Origin of the sequence: Streptomyces olivochromogenes (assembly GCF_021538895.1) — a bacterium.
GTDB lineage: Bacteria > Actinomycetota > Actinomycetes > Streptomycetales > Streptomycetaceae > Streptomyces > Streptomyces olivochromogenes_A.
Genome location: NZ_JADDRL010000027.1, coordinates 1 through 18,587 on the forward strand (window position 1 = coordinate 1; position 18,587 = coordinate 18,587).

Genomic DNA, 18,587 nt, shown 5'->3' on the forward strand with positions numbered 1-18,587 from the left:
AGACATAAGGGATTTGAGGTTCTTACGGAACGCTGACGCCGGTGTTCCTATGGAGACGCCCGAACTCATCCCGACAGGAGTTCTTACTCCGTCACGACCGGCGGCAGCGGTTCACAGGCCGCGTGCCAGGCAGGGGGGAGCGCGGCGACGCCTTTGCGCGCGGCGATCACCCCGCCCGCGATGGCGCAGGTGGTGTCGATGTCGCCGCGCCCGGCGACCGTGACCCACAGGCCCTCGTGCAGGTCGTCGAGGTGCCCCGCCGCGCACCACAGGGCGTACGGGACGGTGTCGGGCCCTGACATCCGGTAGCCGGAGCCCAGGACCTCCGCGGCGTGCCGGACCGAGGTGCGCTCCGGCATCCGGGCCGCGATCCGCACTCCCGACCGGACGTCGCTGTCGGGGAGTCGTTCGGCGACCGCCTGAAGGAAGTCCGACCTGGCCGGGGCGAGCCCGCCCCGGCTGCGGGTGGCCAGCGCCGCGGCGAGGGCGACCGCCGCCGCTCCGGCGAGCGCCTCCGGGTGATGGTGCGAGACCGCGCCCTGGCGGGCGGCCTGCTCGGCGACCGCATCGAGGTCGGCGGAGTGCCAGGCGCCGAGCGGGGCGGCGCGCATGGCTGCGCCGTTGCCCCAGGAGCCTTGGCCGCCGAACTGTCCGGCGACCACCTCCTGCCAGGGCTCGCCCGCGCCGATCCGGCGAAGCACGTCATGCATCGAGGCTCCGTACCCGCGGTGCGTGTCGTCGGCGTAGGCGGCCGCGAAGCGTAGGGCGAGGCGGTCCTGGTCGACGGTGCCGGCACCCTCGGCGAGTTCCCGGACGAGCACGAGCGCCTGGGCGGTGTCGTCACTCCACCGCCACAGCGGTTCCGGGGGCAGCGTCCGCGTCTCAAGGCTTGCCAGACCGTCCCGGCGCAGGATGCCGAACCAACGGTCACCGAAGGCGTCGCCGAACGCGAGCCCGTACAACGAATCCAGCACAGCAGTGGGCACGGTGATCACGGGGACAGTTTCGCAGCGCGACGGCGCTTCTGCGCTCGGTTTTTGGAGCGGACAGGCCTAGCGGTCCCGCCTATACCTGCGCAGAGCACCGCCTGACATGATCCACTGGTGACTGGTGAAACCGCAGAGCCCGACCGCACGAAGTACGTCCTGTTCGATGTCGACGGCACGTTGATCGACGCGGTGAGCAACCAGCGCCGGGTCTGGGCAGCCTGGGCGGAGCGGTACGGGAGGGATGCCGACGAGGTCTACCAAGTGGCTCTGCGGACACGGCCGTTGGAGACGTTCACGCAGGTGGCTGCGGACCAGGATCCGACCGAGTGCCTGGCCACGCTGCACGAGTTGGAGGACGAGGACGTCCGGTCCGGCGTCTACGCGGCTTTCGACGGCGCCTCGGAGCTGCTGCGCGGCCTGCCATCCGGGTCCTGGGCGCTGGTGACCTCGAACTACGAGCACCGGGTGCGCGGCCGCTTCCTACGAACGGGCTTGCCGATGCCGAGCGTGATCGTGGACGCGGCCGCTGTCGAGGAGGGCAAGCCCTCTCCTGTCCCGTATCTGCAGGCCGCTGCACGGCTCGGTGCCGCGCCGGAGGACTGCCTGGTCATCGAGGACGCCCCGTCCGGCGTACAGTCCGGGTTGCGCAGCGGGATGACAGTGTGGGGCGTGAACGCCGCCGTCGCGGTGGAGGGCGTGCATCGTCACTTCGTCAGTCTGCGCGAGGCGGTTCCGCACATCCTGGCCTTCGCGTCCGGCCGTCGTGGGAACGCCGCCGCCACCGTCAGCAAGGCGAAGGCCACGGCGAAGCCCAGCATGGTGAACACGCCCCGGGGCCAGAAGATGTGACTGTCGACGAATGACCAGCAGGCGGCGAGCAGCACCAGCGCACCCGGCAGTATCCGTACCCCGTGCCGCCGCAAGAGCACCACGCACGCGGCGAGAGCGGCGACGGTCAGTCCGTACACCCCCGCCCGCCCGAGCTCGTCGCCGGTCGTGAACAGCAGCCCGGCCGCCCCGTGGACGCCGTGGCCCACCACGGTGCCCGCGGAGATCCCGGCAACCGCGTCGAGCCCGGAGTAGTAGACGGCGTAGCAGAGGCACCCGGCCCAGGCAAGGACCGTCAAGGCCCCCTCGGCGTCGCGGTGCGGTCTGCCCCACAGCGGCACCACCAGGCCCAGGGCGATGAAGGGGAACACGGCCAGCAGGGCTATGTGCAGTCCGGCCCACTGGCCCGCCGTCGCCGCCGTCAGGTGCCGGGGGTGCACCAGACCGGCGACGGCCAGCACCAGCGGAGCGGCTGTCACCATGGCTGTCGTACGAAGAACTCCGAGGTTTCGCATCCGGTCACCGTAGGAGGTCGGTCCGCTGCGCAGCGCCGCTGCCGGCAACGCGTAAGACACCCGTAAGACGGCGGATCGGGATGTGCCCCGGCCTTGCTCACGACGGTGGCCGCCGACCGCGGGCGAATCTCCGCACGGCCATCGCCAGCACCGTCACCATGGCCACAGTCACCAGTGCGATCAACCAGTTGCGCGGATAATCCAGCGGCAGCACCGACGAGTTGGCCCGCGGCCCCGGCCGCAGCAACACCGGCAGCGCCACCACGGTCAACGCACCCGCGACCACCAAGGCCCCTCGCACCGGCCCGCGCAGACCAGCGCGCACACCGCCGCGCACCAGGAGCAGCCCCACCAGCAGCACCAACGGTGCGATCAACGCGTCGTGCAGCACCACTGCCCCGCCCAACCAGACCAGCACGCCGGTCAGGTCACGGACGTCCATCAGCAGGGACACACCGACGCCCATGAGCGCCAGGCCGCCCGCACCCGCGAGGAAGCGCGTCACCTTCATGCCAGCACCTCCAGACGGCCCACCCACTTGGTCTGCAGTACACCGGGACGGTTGGGGGCGATGAGCCGTGCCGGGTAGCCGTGGTCGGGAGCCAGTTCCTCGCCGTTCAGGCGCAGGGCGAGCAGGGTCAGGGGATCTCGGGCGTGCTCGTGTCCCATCTCCGACACCCGGTATCCGCCGCGCAGTTGCAGTGACACCACCCTCACCCGCGCCTGCGCCGGCGCGTCGGCCCGCTCCAGCAGGTCCACGACCCGCACGCCGGTCCAGTGCGCGGACTTGCTCCAGCCCTCCACACAGGCGATGGGCAGATCCACCTCGTGCTGAGGCAGCGCACGCAGTTCTTCCAGCGTCAGGGTGTACGGTCGCGGCCCGGCCACCACCAGGCGGTACTCCTCGTCCGCGATCCGGCCGACCCCGGCGGCCGCGGCGGTCCGGTTGACGGGCAGGGCCTGCGGGCCGTGGTCCGGATGGCGAGGCGCCAGCAGGACCAGGTCCTTCAGAGGAGTGAAGGACTGGCCGACCGTGGTGAGGGTGACGGCACCCACGGCCGCACCCACCGCGGTGAGCAGCGAACGACGTTCCGGGCCGTCCTGCGACGGCAGAGCGAGCGTCCCGGGCGACCGCCGGCTCCAATGCGTACGAATCTCGGGCGCCTTGACCGCGATGTGCAGGAACAGCGCCCCGACCACCAGCCACGCCACCGCGTAGTGCACCGGCACGAACGAGAACGGCCACGGATACCACTGGGCCGTGTTCAGCAGACCGGTCGCCAACTCGAAGCCGGCCCCGGCGACGAGCACCGCGACCGACAACCGCTCCAGCGCGTGCCGCACCGACCGCACTGGCGGCCACTCGAACAGGCGCGGATACACGGTCCACAACTTGGCCAGCAGCAGCGGAATCGCCGCGATGCCGGAGGCGACATGCAGGCCTTGAGAGACCCGATAGCCCCATGCCGGACGGCTGGGAATGTGGTTGGCCAGCCAGTCCGGCGGATGTTGCATGAAGTGACTGATCAGACCGGTGAGGAAGCAGACGGCGAAGGCCGCCCCCAGCCACCGGCCGATCGAGGTCGCCGTGCGGGCGTCATGCAGCCTGCCCTTGAACACCGGCGGAGAGACACGCAGTTTCATGCTCTCCATCCCACTCGGCAGGAGGCCGTTCCGGAACATTTGAAGTCTTACGGAGCGGGGACGTCTGCAGACCGACGCCGTCACCTGCCCACCGCAACGGGCGAGGACGGTTACAGGACAGACCACAACCTCAAGGATTCCTTAAGCAAGCCATAAGCGTGGTCGCCTGACCATACGTTACTAAGGGTTACAGCGCGTCGCCTGAGTAGCATGCTCATGGCTTGATCCCATAAGGACCGGGCCGATACCGCTGCGATTGCCCTCTCCCTTCAAGGAGACCTAAACGTATGTGTGACAACACATTTCACCTTCCAGAGCGGCCGCTTCATCCCCTGACTTCATGCCCGAATGAAATACCGGAACGTCCTGGGACCAACCGATCGAAACGAGCGACAGCGACTGTCACCGGCCCACGACTGCAGCCCGCGGCATGATGATCCACGGCTCTGCCTACCGCAGGCAGGCGACCACGGCGATCACAGAGGCCCTGGCCGGTCTGCCTCCCACGTACCGCGAGGCCATCGTTGAGTCCTACGCGGCTGGACGCACCACCCGCCAGACGGCAGAGGCGCTGGGCCTCCCGCACGACACCGTGAAGTCGCGGATATACCACGGACTACGGCATCTCAGGCAAATACTGCAGGAGCAGGGATGGCCCGATAAGGCGCCGGGCCAGTAACGAACTTGAGAGCAGGCGCAGCCAAGGGCACGCATCGCTAAAGCTGTCGGCGAGACAGCCCGAGCGATGGACGCCTGTCCTGGGCTGTTCAGGAAAGCAATCTTTGGAATGAATCAATCAAGGCCTGCGCACGGTGTCGCTTCAGAGCCATATACACGCTTCGTCCGTCCGGTACTTCAGCACCAAGTGGCGGATGTGCCACAGGCTCGGCTCTTCGACGAGCAGAAGGCCGCGGCCGAGACCACGACCGGTTCGCCGGTCCTGGAAAGGCCGGCGGTGCACCCCCGACCCAAACACGGACACAGGCCCGGGCGCAGGCGGCATCGCCGTCGCCGCGCGGCAAAGTGGAACCGGTCGACCCTGCTGTACTCAGAGGCTCTAGGAGTCGGTCTGCTGGCGGCGGCAGCGTTGACCGCGGCGCTGAGCAGTGGCTGCACGAACGGCCCTCCGGCCACTCAGGGAAGGGCGCCGATTGCGGGTCCCACCGGCATGAGGCAGCCGTCGGCCTCGTCGGCGCCTGCGAACACTCCCTCCATGCCGCCGACCCAACCCGCACCGGTTTCTTCCACACCCAGCAGACAGCCGACGCCGGCATCCACGTCCTCCAGCCAGCCGCTCTCAACCCACTGCCACAACTCCCCTTCCCGTTGCACCCACTCGCTCACCCGAGGCGACACCGGCCCTGACGTCACATGCCTCCAGCAATTCCTGCACGGCCAAGGTTTCACGTACGTCTCCGCCACCGGCCTCTTCGACGACGCAACCCTCCGTGGAGTCACCCAGTACCAGCACGACCGCAGCATCACCGGCGATCCCCGGGGCGTGTTCGGCCCGGCAACCCGCGCATCCTCGGAGACCGCTCAACGCTCAACGGCGCAGGCGGGAGGGTTTGTTGAAGCGCGCTCGTAAGGTAGCTCGGCCACTCGGCCAGCAGCGATAGGCGGCCGCAGGCGGGGCGAGGCGTTCCCGGACAAGGGCATCCACGGCTCGATGCCGAGCATGTCGAACTGGCGGCTAGCAGGCGTGTCGTACGAGCGCTGACAAACGTCAGAGGGCGGGCCTGCCGGGGCACAGCGGTTAGCAACAAGGGCGAGTCCAACAACGGGTTCTCTCACTGGCTGGCTTCGGTGGCCACGACGTGTTGGTCAAAGGCGACCCCGACTGCCTGCGGTCCCGTCACGTGGGGAAGGTGTCGGTCTGCCCGAAGACCGACTGTGCCGTTCCACACGATCTCAATCGCCTGTCGTGCGGCGGACCTGGCAGAGTGTCCGGCATGAGTTCCCGGCCCGCGCGTCCCGAACAGGCCCGTCACCACGACCATGGCACGTGGCTTGTCCGGTTCACCAGTCGGGTGCTCGTGGTCTGCGCGAGGTGCGGTGGCCGTGCGCTCGTTGTGCCGCGGCCCGGTCTCGCATCGCCGAAGTACTTCAGTGAACTGCTCTTCCAGCCCCGCCATCTCAGCTGCGCCGGCTGCGGCGCGGTGGCGGACTGGACTGCCGAGCAGCGGGGCGCCGGCCTGGTCGGCGCCGTGGTCGGCGGCACCGAAGACCCCTTCTTCCGGCGGCCGCTCTGGCTTCAGACCCACTGTGCCGGACGGATCCTGTGGGCCTACGACGACGAGCACGTCGACGCCCTCGCCGCCTACGTGGGCGCCCGGCTGCGTGAGCGGCACGCCTCCCCCACCATGTCGATGTTCGCCCGGCTGCCCGCCTGGATGAAGTCCGCTCGCCACCGCGACCAAGTGCTGGCCGGCCTGTCAACCCTCCGGGCCCTGGCCCGACGCTCGGCCCCGACCGACCGTTCCGACGCGGCCCATGAACGCGGCGACCGCCCGCGGCACCACGGCAGCATCCTCTTCCGCGGCGGCGCCTACTAGGGACGCGTATCGGCGATCATGCGTCAAGTCGGTTGAACCTTCCGCTCTCTCGCAGGCACAGCACACCTGCACCCCCTTCATCCCGCCGGGCGGCATCTGTCTCGGCCAAGCACAGAGGAACTTCTACCGTGGATCCCGACGTCACCGGGGCTTGTTCGCCTCGGACGCTGATCGAGCAGGTCCCGGCATTCGCCGACCATGCCCGCCCTGCCACGCTGCTCCGCCCGTCCGTCGGCACCCCCGGCCCGTACGAGAGCTCCGTCGGCGGCCCGCTTCTGTGGCCGTCCGACGAGACATGGCCCGTGTGCCGGGCTCCTCATCTGGTGCAGAAGCGGGACAAGTTGTCGGAGCGCGACCAGGAGCTTTTGCAGGACATCGACAGCAGGATGAATGCGCGCCGGCAGGCGCGCGGTGGCGCGTACGAAGTCACCGCGGAGGACGCAGAAACCCAGAGGCGCATCATGGACGGCGCCGGCGCTCTCGACATGACTACCTGGGAACGGATCCGGACGGTTTCGGAGCCCCACGCCACGCCGCCACCCATGATTTCGGTGCTTCAGCTGTACTCCCGGGACGTCCCCAACCTCCCCTTTCCCACCGGCACGGACCTGCTCCAGTTGCTGTGGTGCCCCGACGACCATGCCGAGCCGCAGGGCCAGCACCGCTACTGGGGGCCGAATATCGAGGTCAGGTTCCGGTCCGCTGCCGGGGTCACCGAGATCCTGGATCCGCCCCCGCCCCTTCCGCACGAGGTGAAGAACGGCTACGTCCCCCACCCCTGCGTCCTGAACCCCGTCGACGTCATTGACTTGCCCGACCAGGACGAACTCCCCGAGGACCTCGTCGAGACGGCCGAGACCTGGGCGGAAGAACAGGGCGTCGAATACGCCCGTACCCTCGCCACCCTCCCCGGGTGGAAGGCCGGCGGCTGGCCGAGTTGGCACCTCACCGACCTCGTACCGATCGACTGCTCCTGCGGCTCGCGGATGCGCCTGCATCTCACCCTCGACAGCGGCGGCGCCCCGGGACTCAACGTGGGCCGCTTCGGTGAACTCCGCGTGTTCACTTGCCCGTCGGACGACTCCCACCCTGTCCGCCTCAACATTCAGTAGGCCGCCGGTGCCGTACTCCGTTCGTGGGTGTTGTCTGAACACGGCACCTGTGTGGTGCTGACCGCTCCCGACCTCGCGGTGCAAGCCACCAGGGTCCGACGAGACACCGGCCCGGGATGTCAGCCTGTCGCGCCGCCTCACATTCCGGCGGGTTGTCTCGTCGTACTCCTCGGAGGGTCACACGATCCAGGAATGCCCGAGCGACGTATGAAGGAGACCGATGAGCGACTTTGGGACCATCGCCGACCGCATCGAGATCGAGGCACTGCGCGGCGAATTCACCGACGCCGTGATGATGCGTGACTACGACCGCCTCACGTCACTGTTCACCGACGACTGCGTGTGGCGGATCCCCGAAGCCAAGTTGGAGTTCACCAGCCGGGAACAGATCCGCGCCGGGGTCGAGCGGCTGCAGGCGCAGTGGGAGTACTTCGTGCAGACCGCGCACCCGGGCACGATCCGGCTCGACGGGGACACCGCATCCGGCCGTGCCTACATCCAGGAGCTCGGACGCTTCCGCGACGGCACGTCGGGACTGAACTACGCCCTGTACCACGACCGCTACCAACGCACCCCGGACGGCTGGAAGTTCACGGAGCGCAGCTACGAGATCCGCTACCTCGACACCACGCCATTGGCAGGCTCGGGTTCGTCGCCGGACCCTGCGGGGGCGTCCTGACCGTGGAAGCCCCGATCCGCAAAGCGCGGCTTCAGCGCACCAGCACCGGAACAGGAACAGGAACAGGAGAACTATGATCAAGATCGGGATCATACTCGGCAGCACTCGCCCCGGCCGCAAGGGCGAACAGGTCGCCCAATGGGTCCATGAAACTACAGCGCTCCGCAGCGACGCCGAGTTCGAGGTGATCGACCTGCTCGACCACCCGTTGCCACACTTGGACGAGCCGGCACCGGCGATGATGTCATCGGGCCGGTATCAGCACGAGCACACCAGGGCCTGGGCGGACGCCATCGCGTCGTTCGACGGGTTCGTGATGGTCACTCCGGAGTACAACCACGCCCTGCCCGGAGTGCTCAAGAACGCCATCGACCACCTGTACGTGGAGTGGAACAACAAGGCGGTCGGGTTCGTCTCCTACGGCGTCGAGGGCGGCGCCCGCGCGGTCGAGCAGCTGCGGCTGATCTGTGGGGCTCTGCAGATGGCCGATGTGGCGCCGCAGGTCGCACTGTCGCTGCTGACCGACTTCGAGAACTACACCACTTTCAAGCCGGGCGACCAGCACGTCGCCGCCCTCGACACGCTGCTGGACCACGTCGTCGCCTGGAGCACCGCCCTCGCGCCACTGCGCGCCGCTTCCCCGGCCACCGTCGCTTGACTCCCGGAAGGGACTCACCCGTCCGGACGCGGATTCCGCCGCCGCCGCAAGATCTGTAGAAGGCTTTCCACCGGAGGCCGGCAGCACGGCGGTCCTCGTCAGCGACGTACGGAGGCCCTCATGTCAGACATCCCCAGCGACTTCACCTACACCAAGGAACACGAATGGGTGCAGACCACGGGAAACGGCCGGGTGCGCATCGGCATCACGGACCACGCGCAGAAGCAGCTCGGAGACCTCGTCTACGTCGAGCTCCCGAAGGTCGGCGCCAAACTCGAAGCCGGTAACCAGTTCGGCCTCGTGGAGTCCGTCAAGTCCGTATCCGACATCTTCGCTCCCCTGACCGGCACGGTCGCCGCCGTCAATGAGGAGCTGGAGGCGTCCCCGGAACTGGTCAACGAGGATCCGTACGACGAAGGCTGGCTGGTCGAGCTCACCACCACCGACACGGCCGAGTTGAAAGAACTCCTCACCGCCGCTCAGTACAAGGCCTACATCCAGGGAGAAACCTGAACAGCGTGCGGAACAACCGCCCGCTTCCTCCGCCGCTAGGGCCTGTCGTCAAATTCCCGTCTGCCCCGCGACGCCTGGCACTCCCCCAAGCTCTTCGAGCAGGGGGGACCCCCACTCGCCGCACCGGGCGAAAGCCCAAGTACGTCCAGTACGAGGACTTCCGCCCGGCACACCGAGAGCACGCTCCCCCAAGCTCTCGGCTTTCGCTCGAGCAGGGGGGACCCCCATGACGCCGCAGGGCCGCCCTTCGGGCGACGACGGGAATGTGACGACAGGCCCTAGACGATGTCCAGGACCTCACGGACCGGACGCCGAGGCGTGCTGGGCCCCTGGGGGCCGTAGCCCAGGCGCAGCACCATCTGGACGTGCCCGGTGCCCGCCACGGGGTCACGAGCCAGTAGGCGCAGATCCCGGTTCTCCAGGGCGTGGGAGGTCAGGGAGGTGGCGAGTCCGGCAGCGGTGGCCTCCAGGAGAACCCGCTCCATCGCCTGGCCCGCGCGCAGCCAGTCGGCGGGTGCGTCGCCCGGCGTGCTCAGCAGCGCCAGGTGAGGGTTCTTCTCGAAGGCGGTGGCGCCGCGATCGGCCACCGGACGGCGGCCGGCGAAGTCACGCAGTGGGGCTCTGCCGTCCCGCATCCGAGGCCCGAACGCGTACTCGGGGACGCCGTCGGTGGCGATGTCCGCCTCCGGGCCGAGCCGGGTCCAGCGGCGCAGTTCCTCCAGCCCCTCCGGATCCAGGGCGTCGCGGCTCTCCGCGTCGTGGACCAGCTCCAGCACCGTCTCCGTGTGCCAAGGCCCGGGAAACTGCAACTCGGCGCCCTCCTGGCCGGCCGCCGTTCGCAGCGCGGCCTGAACTTCCTCCGGGATGGCTTTCTCCTCGAAGGGGTACCGGCTGGTGTGCCGCTCGTGGATCGCGGCGTGCAGGGGGGCTAGGTCGTCCTCGTGCGGCACGCTCCCCGGCGCTCCGCCCAGCTCGACGCGGGCGAGCAACAGCGGTTCGGCGGGGTCCGGCAGCAGGTGGACCAGCGGGGCGAACCCGGCGTGCGCGGCGGCCACACGCAAGTTGAACAGCGCCGCCCCACAGCCGATGTGCAGCGCCCGGTTTCCGGGGTCGGAACGAGGCATGGCGCGGTCCAGATCCGCGAGCAGGAGGAGGGAGCGCTCACTCGTCACGAAACGGAACCGCCACGGCTGCGCATTGTGCATGGACGGGGCGGCCACGGCCTCCGCGACGAGGTCCCTCGCCGCTTTCTCATCCGCTTGCCGTGTGTTCATCGCGCCCTCCTCACCCACCACGCGGGCCCGGATCGTCTTCCCGGTGGTGTCCGCTCGTCGGCCTCGGGCACCCGCGCGTGCCTCGTGTACAGGCTGCGCATGATTCGGTGCTCGGGGCAAGCAGGCCCAAGGGGGTCCGGCCGCTCCGCACGCGTATGGCCGAGTCGGCCACGGCCGGCCGGGGCTGCCGGTCGCCCGCGGCAGGGCCGCCCGCGCGACGAGCCCGCCGCCGGTGAGCGTGGCGGTGAAGGCCCGATGGCACGCGGGCCATGGGCCGGACAGCCCTGGACCGTGGCCGGTGCCGGCAGAAGTCTGGATCTGCCCAACGATGAGAGGGAGTGGATCGCATGACTGCCAAGGACATCGGCACCCACGTCGGCGCCTCCGGTGGCGTACAGGTGCGGACGGAGGGAGATGTGGGCGCGGACGAACTCGCGTACGTGCAGGCCAAGCTCGACGCCGTGCTCGACCGCCCCGGGACTCGCGCCACCAACGGTGTCATGAGGATCGTCAAGTCGGCTGCGCATCACGCCGAGCGGCCCTGGTCCGCGGAAGCGGAGTTCGTGGTGGCGAACTGGCTTGTGGTCGTACACGCCCGGGAAGCCACGGCGCGCGAACTCGCGGACCGCTTGGCGGACCGGCTGCGCGGCCGGATGAATCGTGCCCAGCACCGCGAGGACGCGGCCCGCAGGTCGGCCACCCCGCCGCCGTGGCGCGGCGGTCGATCCGAGAGCGGTCCGCGATAGAGCGCTCGACGGGTTCGCCTGCGCGCGGTCGAAGTCGCCGGGGAGGCAAGGCCGTCAGGGAGCCCCGGAACAAGGGGGCTCCGGCGACGGGGCGGCGCGGTGTCCTCGGCCCGCCGCCCGGACCGGCCGTCGGCACCCCTGCCGCAACCCGTACCGCACCCCGTACCGCACGCCGTGCCGGTCAGTCCCGGGGAGGGGACCATCGGCACCTGGGAACCCGGACGCGGCCGTACGAGAGTCGGAGCACGAGCGGTAGCGGTCCGCGCGGAGCTGCTCTCGTACGTACGCCGTCGGGGCGACCCCGGCGGCTCTTGTCAACGGAGGCGCACCCCCATGACCAGTGATGACGCCAGGTCCGAGACGAGGGCCGCCGACGGGACACCGGCCGACATCGCCATCGCCGTGGACCAGTTGGTCACCAACGGACTCAAGGCGCTGACCGACTACGAGGCGCTCGATCAGGAGCGGGTCGATCACATCGTCAAGAAGGCGTCGGTCGCCGCCCTGGACCGGCACACCGCGCTCGCGCGGCTCGCGGTGGAGGAGACCGGACGCGGCGTCTTCGAGGACAAGGCCGCCAAGAACATGTTCGCCTGCGAGCACGTCACGCACAGCATGGGCCCGATGAAAACGGTCGGTGTCATCGCCCGCGACGACATCGAGGACATGATCGAGGTGGCCGAGCCGGTCGGTGTGGTCTGCGCCATCACCCCCGTCACCAATCCGACCTCCACCACGATCTTCAAGGCGCTGATGGCCCTGAAGACCCGCAATCCCGTCGTCTTCGCCTTCCACCCCTCCGCCCAGCGGTGCAGCGCGGAGGCGGCCCGCATCGTGCGCGACGCGGCCGTCGCCGCCGGCGCGCCGCAACACTGCGTCCAATGGATCGAGACCCCGTCCGTCGAGGCCACCGGCACCCTGATGCGCCACTCCGGCATCTCGCTGATCCTCGCCACCGGCGGCAACGCGATGGTCAGGGCCGCCTATTCGGCCGGCAAGCCCGCCCTGGGCGTCGGCGCCGGCAATGTTCCCGCCTACGTGCACAAGAGCGCCAAACTGCGCCGGGCCGTCAACGACCTGGTCCTCTCCAAGTCCTTCGACAACGGCATGATCTGCGCCTCCGAACAGGCCGTCATCCTGGACGACGAGATCTACGACGCGGCCCTGGACGAGTTCCGCACCCTGCACGCCCATCTGGCAACCGCCGAGGAGAAGGCCAGGCTCGAAGCCCTCCTGTTCCCGACGGGCAAGGCGGCCGGCGCGGGCTGCGAGCCGAAGGTCAACGCCGCTGCCGTCGGCCGGAGTCCCGCCTGGATCGCCGAGCAGGCCGGCTTCACCGTGCCCGCCGACACGTCGCTCATCCTGGTCGAGACCGAACACGTCGGCCCGGACGAGCCGTTGACGCGTGAGAAGCTCTGCCCGGTGCTGGCCGTGCTGCGCGCGGGCTCGGCGGAGCAGGGCTTCGATCTCGCGGCCGACATGGTCGCCTTCCACGGCCAAGGCCACAGCGCCGTCATCCACACCGAGGATTCCGCATTGGCGGAGGCGTACGGCAGGCGCATGAAGACGGTGCGGATCATCGTCAACTCCCCGTCCTCGCAAGGCGCCATCGGCGGCATCTACAACAGCCTGCTGCCCTCCCTCACCCTGGGCTGCGGATCCTGGGGCAGCACCTCGGTCTCCAACAACGTCTCCGTCGCCCAACTGCTCAACGTCAAAAGGGTCTCCGTGCGCCGCAACAACCTGCAGTGGTTCAAGGTCCCCCCGAAGATCTACTTCGAACCGCAGGCCGTCCGCTACCTCGGCTCCATGCCGGACGTCCACCGCGTCACGATCGTCACCGACGCCACCATGACCCGCCTCGGTTTCGTCGACCGCATCACCCGTATCCTGCAACGGCGTCACGAGCCGGTGACCGTCCAGATCATCGACAACGTCGAACCGGAACCCAGCATCGACTCCGTCCGCCGCGGCGCCCGGCTGATGCTCGACTTCCGCCCGGACACGATCATCGCCCTCGGCGGCGGCTCCCCGATGGACGCCGCCAAGGTGATGTGGCTGCTCTACGAGCAGCAGGCCGAGGGCAAGGACGTCGACTTCGCCGACATGCGGCACAAGTTCTCCGACATCCGCAAACGGGCCTTCCGCTTCCCCGTCCTCGGCAAACTCGCCCGCCTGGTCTGCATCCCCACCACGTCCGGCACCGGCGCCGAAGTCACCCCCTTCGCCGTCATCTCCGACCCCGCCACCGGCAAGAAGTACCCGCTGGCCGACTACGCGCTGACCCCCAGCGTCGCCATCGTCGATCCCCTGCTCACCACCGAACTCCCCCCGGTCCTTGCCGCCGACAGCGGCTTCGACGCGCTCACCCACGCCATCGAGGCATACGTGTCGGTCTACGCCAACGACTTCACCGACAGCCTCGCCCTGCACGCCGTCCGGCTCATCTTCGAGAACATCGAAGCCGCCGTGAACCACCGCGCCGAACGCCCCGACGCACAGGAGAAGATGCACAACGCCGGCACCATCGCGGGCATGGCCTTCGGCAATGCCTTCCTCGGCATCGTGCACGCCATGTCCCACACCCTCGGCGCCACGTTCCACATCGCACACGGGCGTACCAACGCCGTCCTGCTGCCGCACGTGATCCGGTACAACGGCACCACCCCCACCAAACTCACGGGCTGGCCCAAGTACGAGAACTACCGCGCCCCGGAACGCTTCCAGGACATCGCCCGCTCCCTCGCACTGCCCGCCACCACCCCGGCCGAAGGCGTCCAGTCACTCGCCACCGCCGTCGAACGCCTTCGGGACGCCCTGGGTATCGAGCCGTCGTTCCAAGCCCTCGGCATCGACGAGCGCGCCTTCCTCGACGCGCTGCCCCAACAGGCGCTGAACGCCTACGAGGACCAGTGCGCACCCGCCAACCCGCGCACGCCCATGCTCGCGGACATGCAGAACCTCATGCGCGCCGCCTACTACGGAACCGCCCAGGGCCGACCGGACGTGGACGGGAGCCGCACGCGTGACGTGGCGCCCCACACCAGCGAGCGCCGCTGACCGGCCCGGGAGGCGAGCCCTTCGCCGCCTCCACGACGAGCCGACGCCGAACCTGAGCGGCTCACCGCCGCGGTTCGGCCCCGAAACCGATGCCATGCGGCCCCTGGGACGCCGCCGCGGGACGCGCTTCACTGGACGTGTGGAGGAGGTCGTCATGAACAGCAGAAGGTCAGCCCCGTGTCCCCGTCGGCGAGGCCCGGTGATGCTCGTCGCCGCGCTGTCCGTGCCGCTCCTCGCCGCAGGCGCCTGCGGCACGGCCGCCGGTCCGCCACCGGCGGCCTCGGAACGGCCCGGCGCATCCGCGTCCGCCGGATCAGGAGCGTCGGGCGAGCCGTCGAGCGGACCGGCTTCCCCGGGTAACACCACCCCGTCGGCCACCGCACCGCGAGCCCCGGCGACCGGCTCGACGGGAGCCGCGGGGCGGCACATCACGACCGCCGTGTACCTCCTTCACGCGGGCCACATCTCCCCCGCGCCTCGTACCGTGACCGCCCCGGCCACCGCGGCCGGATCCGTCCGCGCCCTGCTGGCCGGCCCCGACCGCTACGAACGGCGGCACGACCGCACCTCGGCCATTCCGCCGGGCACGACCCTGCACTCGGTCGCGGTCCGCGACCAGGTGGCGACCGTCGACCTCTCCGGCCGGTACGACGACGGCGGCGGCACCGTCTCCCTGCGGGCGCGCCTCGCCCAGGTCGTGTTCACGGTGACCCGCTACCCCGGTATTCGCAAGGTCGGCTTCGAGCTGGACGGCAAACCTGTCTCGTCCTTCGGCGCGGCGGGCATCGTCCTCAACGGCCCTGTGGGACGGGCGGACTTCGAGGATGTCGCGCCGGCCGTCCTGGTCGAGTCCCCGCTCATCGGTGGGGGCATCAGCAGCCCCCTACGGGTCCGGGGAAGCGCCGACACCTTCGAAGCCGAGTTCCGGCTGAAGGTGACGGACGTCTCGGGGCGTACGGCCGCCGACGTGCTGGTCCGGGCCTCGTCCGGCACGGGAACGCGTGGGACGTTCGACGTCACGCTCCCGTACAAGGCGGCCCGCACGGGACCGGGTCTGCTCACCGCATACTTCATCTCGCCCGAGAACGGCAGGCCCGTCACCGTCGACACCGTACCGCTGACCGTCAACCGCTGAGCCCGGGGGCGAGGTTCTCCCGCGCCCCCGTCACCCGTGGGGCACTACGGCCACCGGGCAGTCGACGTAATGGATCGCGGCGTGCGTGACGGGCCCGGTGCGCGGCCCGATGGGCCGTTGGGTGAGACGGTGGCCGACGACCAGCAGGCTCGCCCCGCTCGCGGCCCGCACCAGCACGTTCGCGGGTTTGTCCTGCACCACGGTCTCCTTGACGTCCACGCCCGGGTACTTGTCACGCCACACCCGCAGTACGGCCTGGAGGAAGCCGAGCCACTCGTCCGCTCGCCGGGGCTCGTCCACCAGGGCGATGTCACCCTCTCCGGGGCCGAACGGGCCAGGCGCGTGCCAGGCGTGCACGGCCCGCAGCCGGGCATGCCGGAGCCGGGCCGCCTCGAAGGCGAACTCGATGACCTCGTCGCACGGCTCCCCCACGTCGATGCCGAGCACCACGTCCCGGTAGCCGGTACGGATCGAAGCGCCCCCGTCATCCGCCGGGAGACGCTCGTCCGACGCCTCCTCCCCCGCCCGCACCAGGACGACGGGCCGCGACGCCCCCGCGACCACCCCGAGGGCGACCGAACCGACGAGGAACCCGGTGAAGCCACTCAGGCCACGTGATCCCACGACCAGCAGATCGGCCTCGTCGGCCGCCTTCACCAGAGCCCCGATCGCCGGGCCCTCCAACTGGTCGTCGGACAGGTGGAGACCGGGGTACGCGGCACGCACCCGGTCTTCCGCCTCCCGCAGGACACGCGTGGCGAGGTGACGCCGGGCGGCGTTGTCGATCTCGCTTTCCTGACGGCTCGGGCGCGGGTTCCAGGCGTGCAGCAGACGGAGCGGCCGTTCGCGGCGTACGGCCTCGCGGGCCGCCCATTCCGCGGCGGCGAGGCTCTCGGCGGATCCGTCCACGCCGACGACGACAGGCGGAAGCATGATGGCACCTCCAGACGTTGGGGGTCTTCCCGCTTCCACCCTCCTCCTCCGGCCACCGAGCGGGGAGGGGCCGACAGGTCCTGCTCCGGGACCGTTCGGCGGAGCATCTCGGGCTGCACGCAAGGGACTTGACGCGCCGGAGAGGCGTCCCGCGGGCCACTCGGCCCGCTCCCGTGCCCCCTCAGCCCATACACGTTCGACAGCCGGCGCCGGACGCTGAGAACGGAGCCTCCGGAAGGGAGTTCACGATGAGCCCCGTCCAACATGTGCCGCCCCGCGCTCCGTTGGCCGACGGCAGCACCGTCCCGCTCCCGCCACCGGGCTCGTTGCCCGCGCCCGCCGCGCCGGCCGGGCACCACCGCTGAAGGAGACAGAGAAATGAAGCCCACCAGGATCAACGCGCTCATGGTCGAGGACGTCGTCACCGCGGTGCACGGCACGCCCTTCAAGGAGGTGGTGCGCCTGCTCGGCGAACACCGCGTCAGCGGCCTCCCGGTGATCGACGACGACCGCAAGGTCATCGGCGTGATCTCCGAGACCGACCTCATGCTCCACCAGACACGCCCACCCGAGGCCCACGGCTCCTTCGCCACCATGGCACGCCGGCTGAACCGCGCCGTACGGGAACGCGCCGCCAAGAGCCGGGCGCGGACGGCCGGCGGAGTGATGTCCACACCCGCCGTCACCGTGCGCGCCGACGCCACCGTCACCGAGGCCGCACGGCTGATGGCCGAGCACCGCATCGAACGGCTGCCCGTCGTCGACGAGGACCACCGGCTCGTCGGCATCGTCACACGCCACGACCTGCTTCAGGTCTTCCTGCGCGGCGACGAGGACATCCAAAGGGACGTGCAACGGGAGGTCTTCGTCAACACGCTCTGGATCGCGCCGCACACCGTCGAGGCCACCGTCGAGAACGGCGTGGTCACCCTCACCGGCCAGTTGGAACGGCGCAGCGACACAGCCGTAGCGGTCGGCATGACGCGCCGTCTCGACGGCGTCGTGGACGTCGTCGACCACCTGTCCTACCGCCTCGACGACAAGCGGCTGCGGCCCGCCGAGCAGGCCCTGCACGGCGTGGCGGACGACTGGCTGCGCGGGCTGTGAACGAGGGCTCCGGGTTCCACCGGCGGATCACCATGCCTCCCGTTCACCCGGCTCGCCGACCGCGGCCGATTCGACCCCAAGTGGCCTCGCCACGCGGCCCCGTCGGCCCATCCCGCGCGACGCGGGCTCCTGTCACCTTCGGAGTGTGACCACATCGACGAAGGAGGTGCGGACGGATGCGCGGCGGCAGGAGCCTGAGAAGTCCGCTGTGGCGATGGCGGAGCAACCCGCTGCGGCGGCACGACGACATCGTCGAGGCGTGGATCGTACTGGCCGTCTGGCTGACCATCCTGCTGGGCGGCGCCGTAGCGGGCTTCGTGACGGCCCACGCCGCCAGTGAATCCTTCGCCCGGCAGCGCGCCGAGCGACATTCCGTCCGGGCGGTGCTCGTCACCGACGTCCCACGAACCCTCACCGAGACGTGGGGAACGGGCGACCAGGTGCGGGCGACGGTGCGCTGGACGGCACCCGACGGCACATCCCGTACCGCCCGGACCTGGGTGGAGCACGGCGCGATGGCCGGGACAGCGATCGTGGTCTGGCAGGACGACAACGGCCGGCTCACGCCCAGTCCGACGGGTCCCGGCGAGGCGGCCCTTGAGTCGGCTGTGCTGGGTCTCGTGGCCGCGGGCGCCCTCGCCGGCCTCTCGGCCGGCGCCGGAGCGGTCGTCCGCGCACGGCTCGACCGGAGGCGTATGGACGAGTGGGGCCGGGAATGGGACCTGGTCGGCCCGCGGTGGGGCCACAGGACGGGCTGACTCGGCGTCACGCTGGTCAGCGGCGACCCGGTGCTCCGGCGCCCCGTACTTGGAGCCGGACGGACCGTCCACGCGTCCGGC

Annotated in this window: 18 protein-coding genes and 1 pseudogene; 13 read left to right on the forward strand and 6 right to left on the reverse strand. The window is 70.0% G+C overall.

Features of this window, described 5'->3' with window-relative positions; genetic code table 11:
• Window positions 1–83: 83 nt before the first annotated feature.
• Entirely contained in the window at window positions 84–995 is a 912-nt protein-coding gene (locus tag IPZ69_RS16020) for an ADP-ribosylglycohydrolase family protein (protein ID WP_235454798.1), read from the reverse strand.
• Window positions 996–1,103: 108 nt separating this feature from the next.
• Between IPZ69_RS16020 and IPZ69_RS16025 the strand changes: the two genes are divergently transcribed.
• Window positions 1,104–1,838, forward strand: coding sequence for an HAD family hydrolase (locus tag IPZ69_RS16025; protein WP_235454799.1), 735 nt, complete (start codon window positions 1,104–1,106; stop codon window positions 1,836–1,838).
• A gap of 591 nt (window positions 1,839–2,429) precedes the next feature.
• Here IPZ69_RS16025 and IPZ69_RS16030 read toward each other — a convergent pair.
• Together IPZ69_RS16030 and IPZ69_RS16035 are read right to left on the reverse strand one after the other, a co-directional pair.
• On the reverse strand, window positions 2,430–2,843 hold the full coding sequence (locus IPZ69_RS16030) for a hypothetical protein (RefSeq protein WP_235454800.1): 414 nt from the start codon (window positions 2,841–2,843) through the stop codon (window positions 2,430–2,432).
• A complete protein-coding gene (locus IPZ69_RS16035) occupies window positions 2,840–3,985 on the reverse strand; it encodes a molybdopterin-dependent oxidoreductase (protein ID WP_235454801.1) in 1,146 nt (381 codons plus the stop codon). Before IPZ69_RS16035 ends, IPZ69_RS16030 begins: the two co-directional genes overlap by 4 nt.
• A 424-nt stretch (window positions 3,986–4,409) precedes the next feature.
• On the opposite strand from IPZ69_RS16035, the gene IPZ69_RS47785 reads away from it, so the two are divergent.
• A complete protein-coding gene (locus IPZ69_RS47785; protein ID WP_374293281.1) occupies window positions 4,410–4,655 on the forward strand; it encodes a sigma factor-like helix-turn-helix DNA-binding protein in 246 nt (81 codons plus the stop codon).
• Between the two features lie 455 nt (window positions 4,656–5,110).
• Here IPZ69_RS47785 and IPZ69_RS16040 read toward each other — a convergent pair whose 3' ends face one another.
• Window positions 5,111–5,320 carry a hypothetical protein gene (locus tag IPZ69_RS16040; RefSeq protein WP_235454802.1) on the reverse strand — a complete coding sequence of 70 codons (210 nt, stop codon included), beginning with the start codon at window positions 5,318–5,320 and terminating at the stop codon, window positions 5,111–5,113.
• A 22-nt stretch (window positions 5,321–5,342) separates the two neighbouring features.
• Between IPZ69_RS16040 and IPZ69_RS47790 the strand changes: the two are divergent.
• The 6 genes and pseudogenes from IPZ69_RS47790 to gcvH form a co-directional block, all read left to right on the forward strand.
• A pseudogene (locus tag IPZ69_RS47790) lies at window positions 5,343–5,564 on the forward strand (peptidoglycan-binding domain-containing protein); the annotation flags it as partial.
• 364 nt (window positions 5,565–5,928) lie between these two features.
• Window positions 5,929–6,531: a hypothetical protein gene (locus IPZ69_RS16045; RefSeq protein ID WP_235454803.1), complete on the forward strand. Its 603-nt coding sequence runs from the start codon at window positions 5,929–5,931 to the stop codon at window positions 6,529–6,531.
• 542 nt (window positions 6,532–7,073) lie between these two features.
• Window positions 7,074–7,643, forward strand: coding sequence for a hypothetical protein (locus IPZ69_RS16050; RefSeq protein WP_235454804.1), 570 nt, complete (start codon window positions 7,074–7,076; stop codon window positions 7,641–7,643).
• A 220-nt stretch (window positions 7,644–7,863) separates the two neighbouring features.
• Complete coding sequence (locus IPZ69_RS16055) at window positions 7,864–8,322, forward strand: nuclear transport factor 2 family protein (protein WP_235454805.1); 459 nt, start codon at window positions 7,864–7,866, stop codon at window positions 8,320–8,322.
• Between the two features lie 73 nt (window positions 8,323–8,395).
• Entirely contained in the window at window positions 8,396–8,980 is a 585-nt protein-coding gene (locus tag IPZ69_RS16060) for an NADPH-dependent FMN reductase (protein WP_235454806.1), read from the forward strand.
• Between the two features lie 120 nt (window positions 8,981–9,100).
• On the forward strand, window positions 9,101–9,493 hold the full coding sequence (gcvH, locus tag IPZ69_RS16065) for a glycine cleavage system protein GcvH (RefSeq protein WP_235454807.1): 393 nt from the start codon (window positions 9,101–9,103) through the stop codon (window positions 9,491–9,493).
• Between the two features lie 278 nt (window positions 9,494–9,771).
• Here the strand turns inward: gcvH and IPZ69_RS16070 are convergent, their stop codons facing one another.
• Window positions 9,772–10,767, reverse strand: coding sequence for an Acg family FMN-binding oxidoreductase (locus tag IPZ69_RS16070; protein WP_235454808.1), 996 nt, complete (start codon window positions 10,765–10,767; stop codon window positions 9,772–9,774).
• Between the two features lie 347 nt (window positions 10,768–11,114).
• Between IPZ69_RS16070 and IPZ69_RS16075 the strand changes: the two genes are divergently transcribed.
• The 3 genes from IPZ69_RS16075 to IPZ69_RS16085 all read left to right on the forward strand — a co-directional run bounded on the left by IPZ69_RS16075 (window position 11,115) and on the right by IPZ69_RS16085 (window position 15,708).
• Window positions 11,115–11,513, forward strand: a complete 399-nt coding sequence (locus IPZ69_RS16075) for a hypothetical protein (RefSeq protein ID WP_235454809.1) — start codon at window positions 11,115–11,117, stop codon at window positions 11,511–11,513.
• Between the two features lie 333 nt (window positions 11,514–11,846).
• The gene (adhE, locus tag IPZ69_RS16080) at window positions 11,847–14,573 is read left to right on the forward strand and encodes a bifunctional acetaldehyde-CoA/alcohol dehydrogenase (protein WP_235454810.1); all 2,727 of its coding nucleotides are present in this window, start codon (window positions 11,847–11,849) and stop codon (window positions 14,571–14,573) included.
• A 154-nt stretch (window positions 14,574–14,727) separates the two neighbouring features.
• Window positions 14,728–15,708 carry a GerMN domain-containing protein gene (locus tag IPZ69_RS16085; protein ID WP_235454811.1) on the forward strand — a complete coding sequence of 327 codons (981 nt, stop codon included), beginning with the start codon at window positions 14,728–14,730 and terminating at the stop codon, window positions 15,706–15,708.
• Between the two features lie 30 nt (window positions 15,709–15,738).
• Here the strand turns inward: IPZ69_RS16085 and IPZ69_RS16090 are convergent, their stop codons facing one another.
• On the reverse strand, window positions 15,739–16,641 hold the full coding sequence (locus IPZ69_RS16090) for a universal stress protein (protein ID WP_235454812.1): 903 nt from the start codon (window positions 16,639–16,641) through the stop codon (window positions 15,739–15,741).
• Window positions 16,642–17,019: 378 nt separating this feature from the next.
• Between IPZ69_RS16090 and IPZ69_RS16095 the strand changes: the two genes are divergently transcribed.
• Window positions 17,020–17,748, forward strand: coding sequence for a CBS domain-containing protein (locus tag IPZ69_RS16095; protein WP_235454813.1), 729 nt, complete (start codon window positions 17,020–17,022; stop codon window positions 17,746–17,748).
• A 176-nt stretch (window positions 17,749–17,924) separates the two neighbouring features.
• A complete protein-coding gene (locus IPZ69_RS16100; RefSeq protein ID WP_235454814.1) occupies window positions 17,925–18,506 on the forward strand; it encodes an Rv1733c family protein in 582 nt (193 codons plus the stop codon).
• Window positions 18,507–18,587 lie beyond the last annotated feature (81 nt).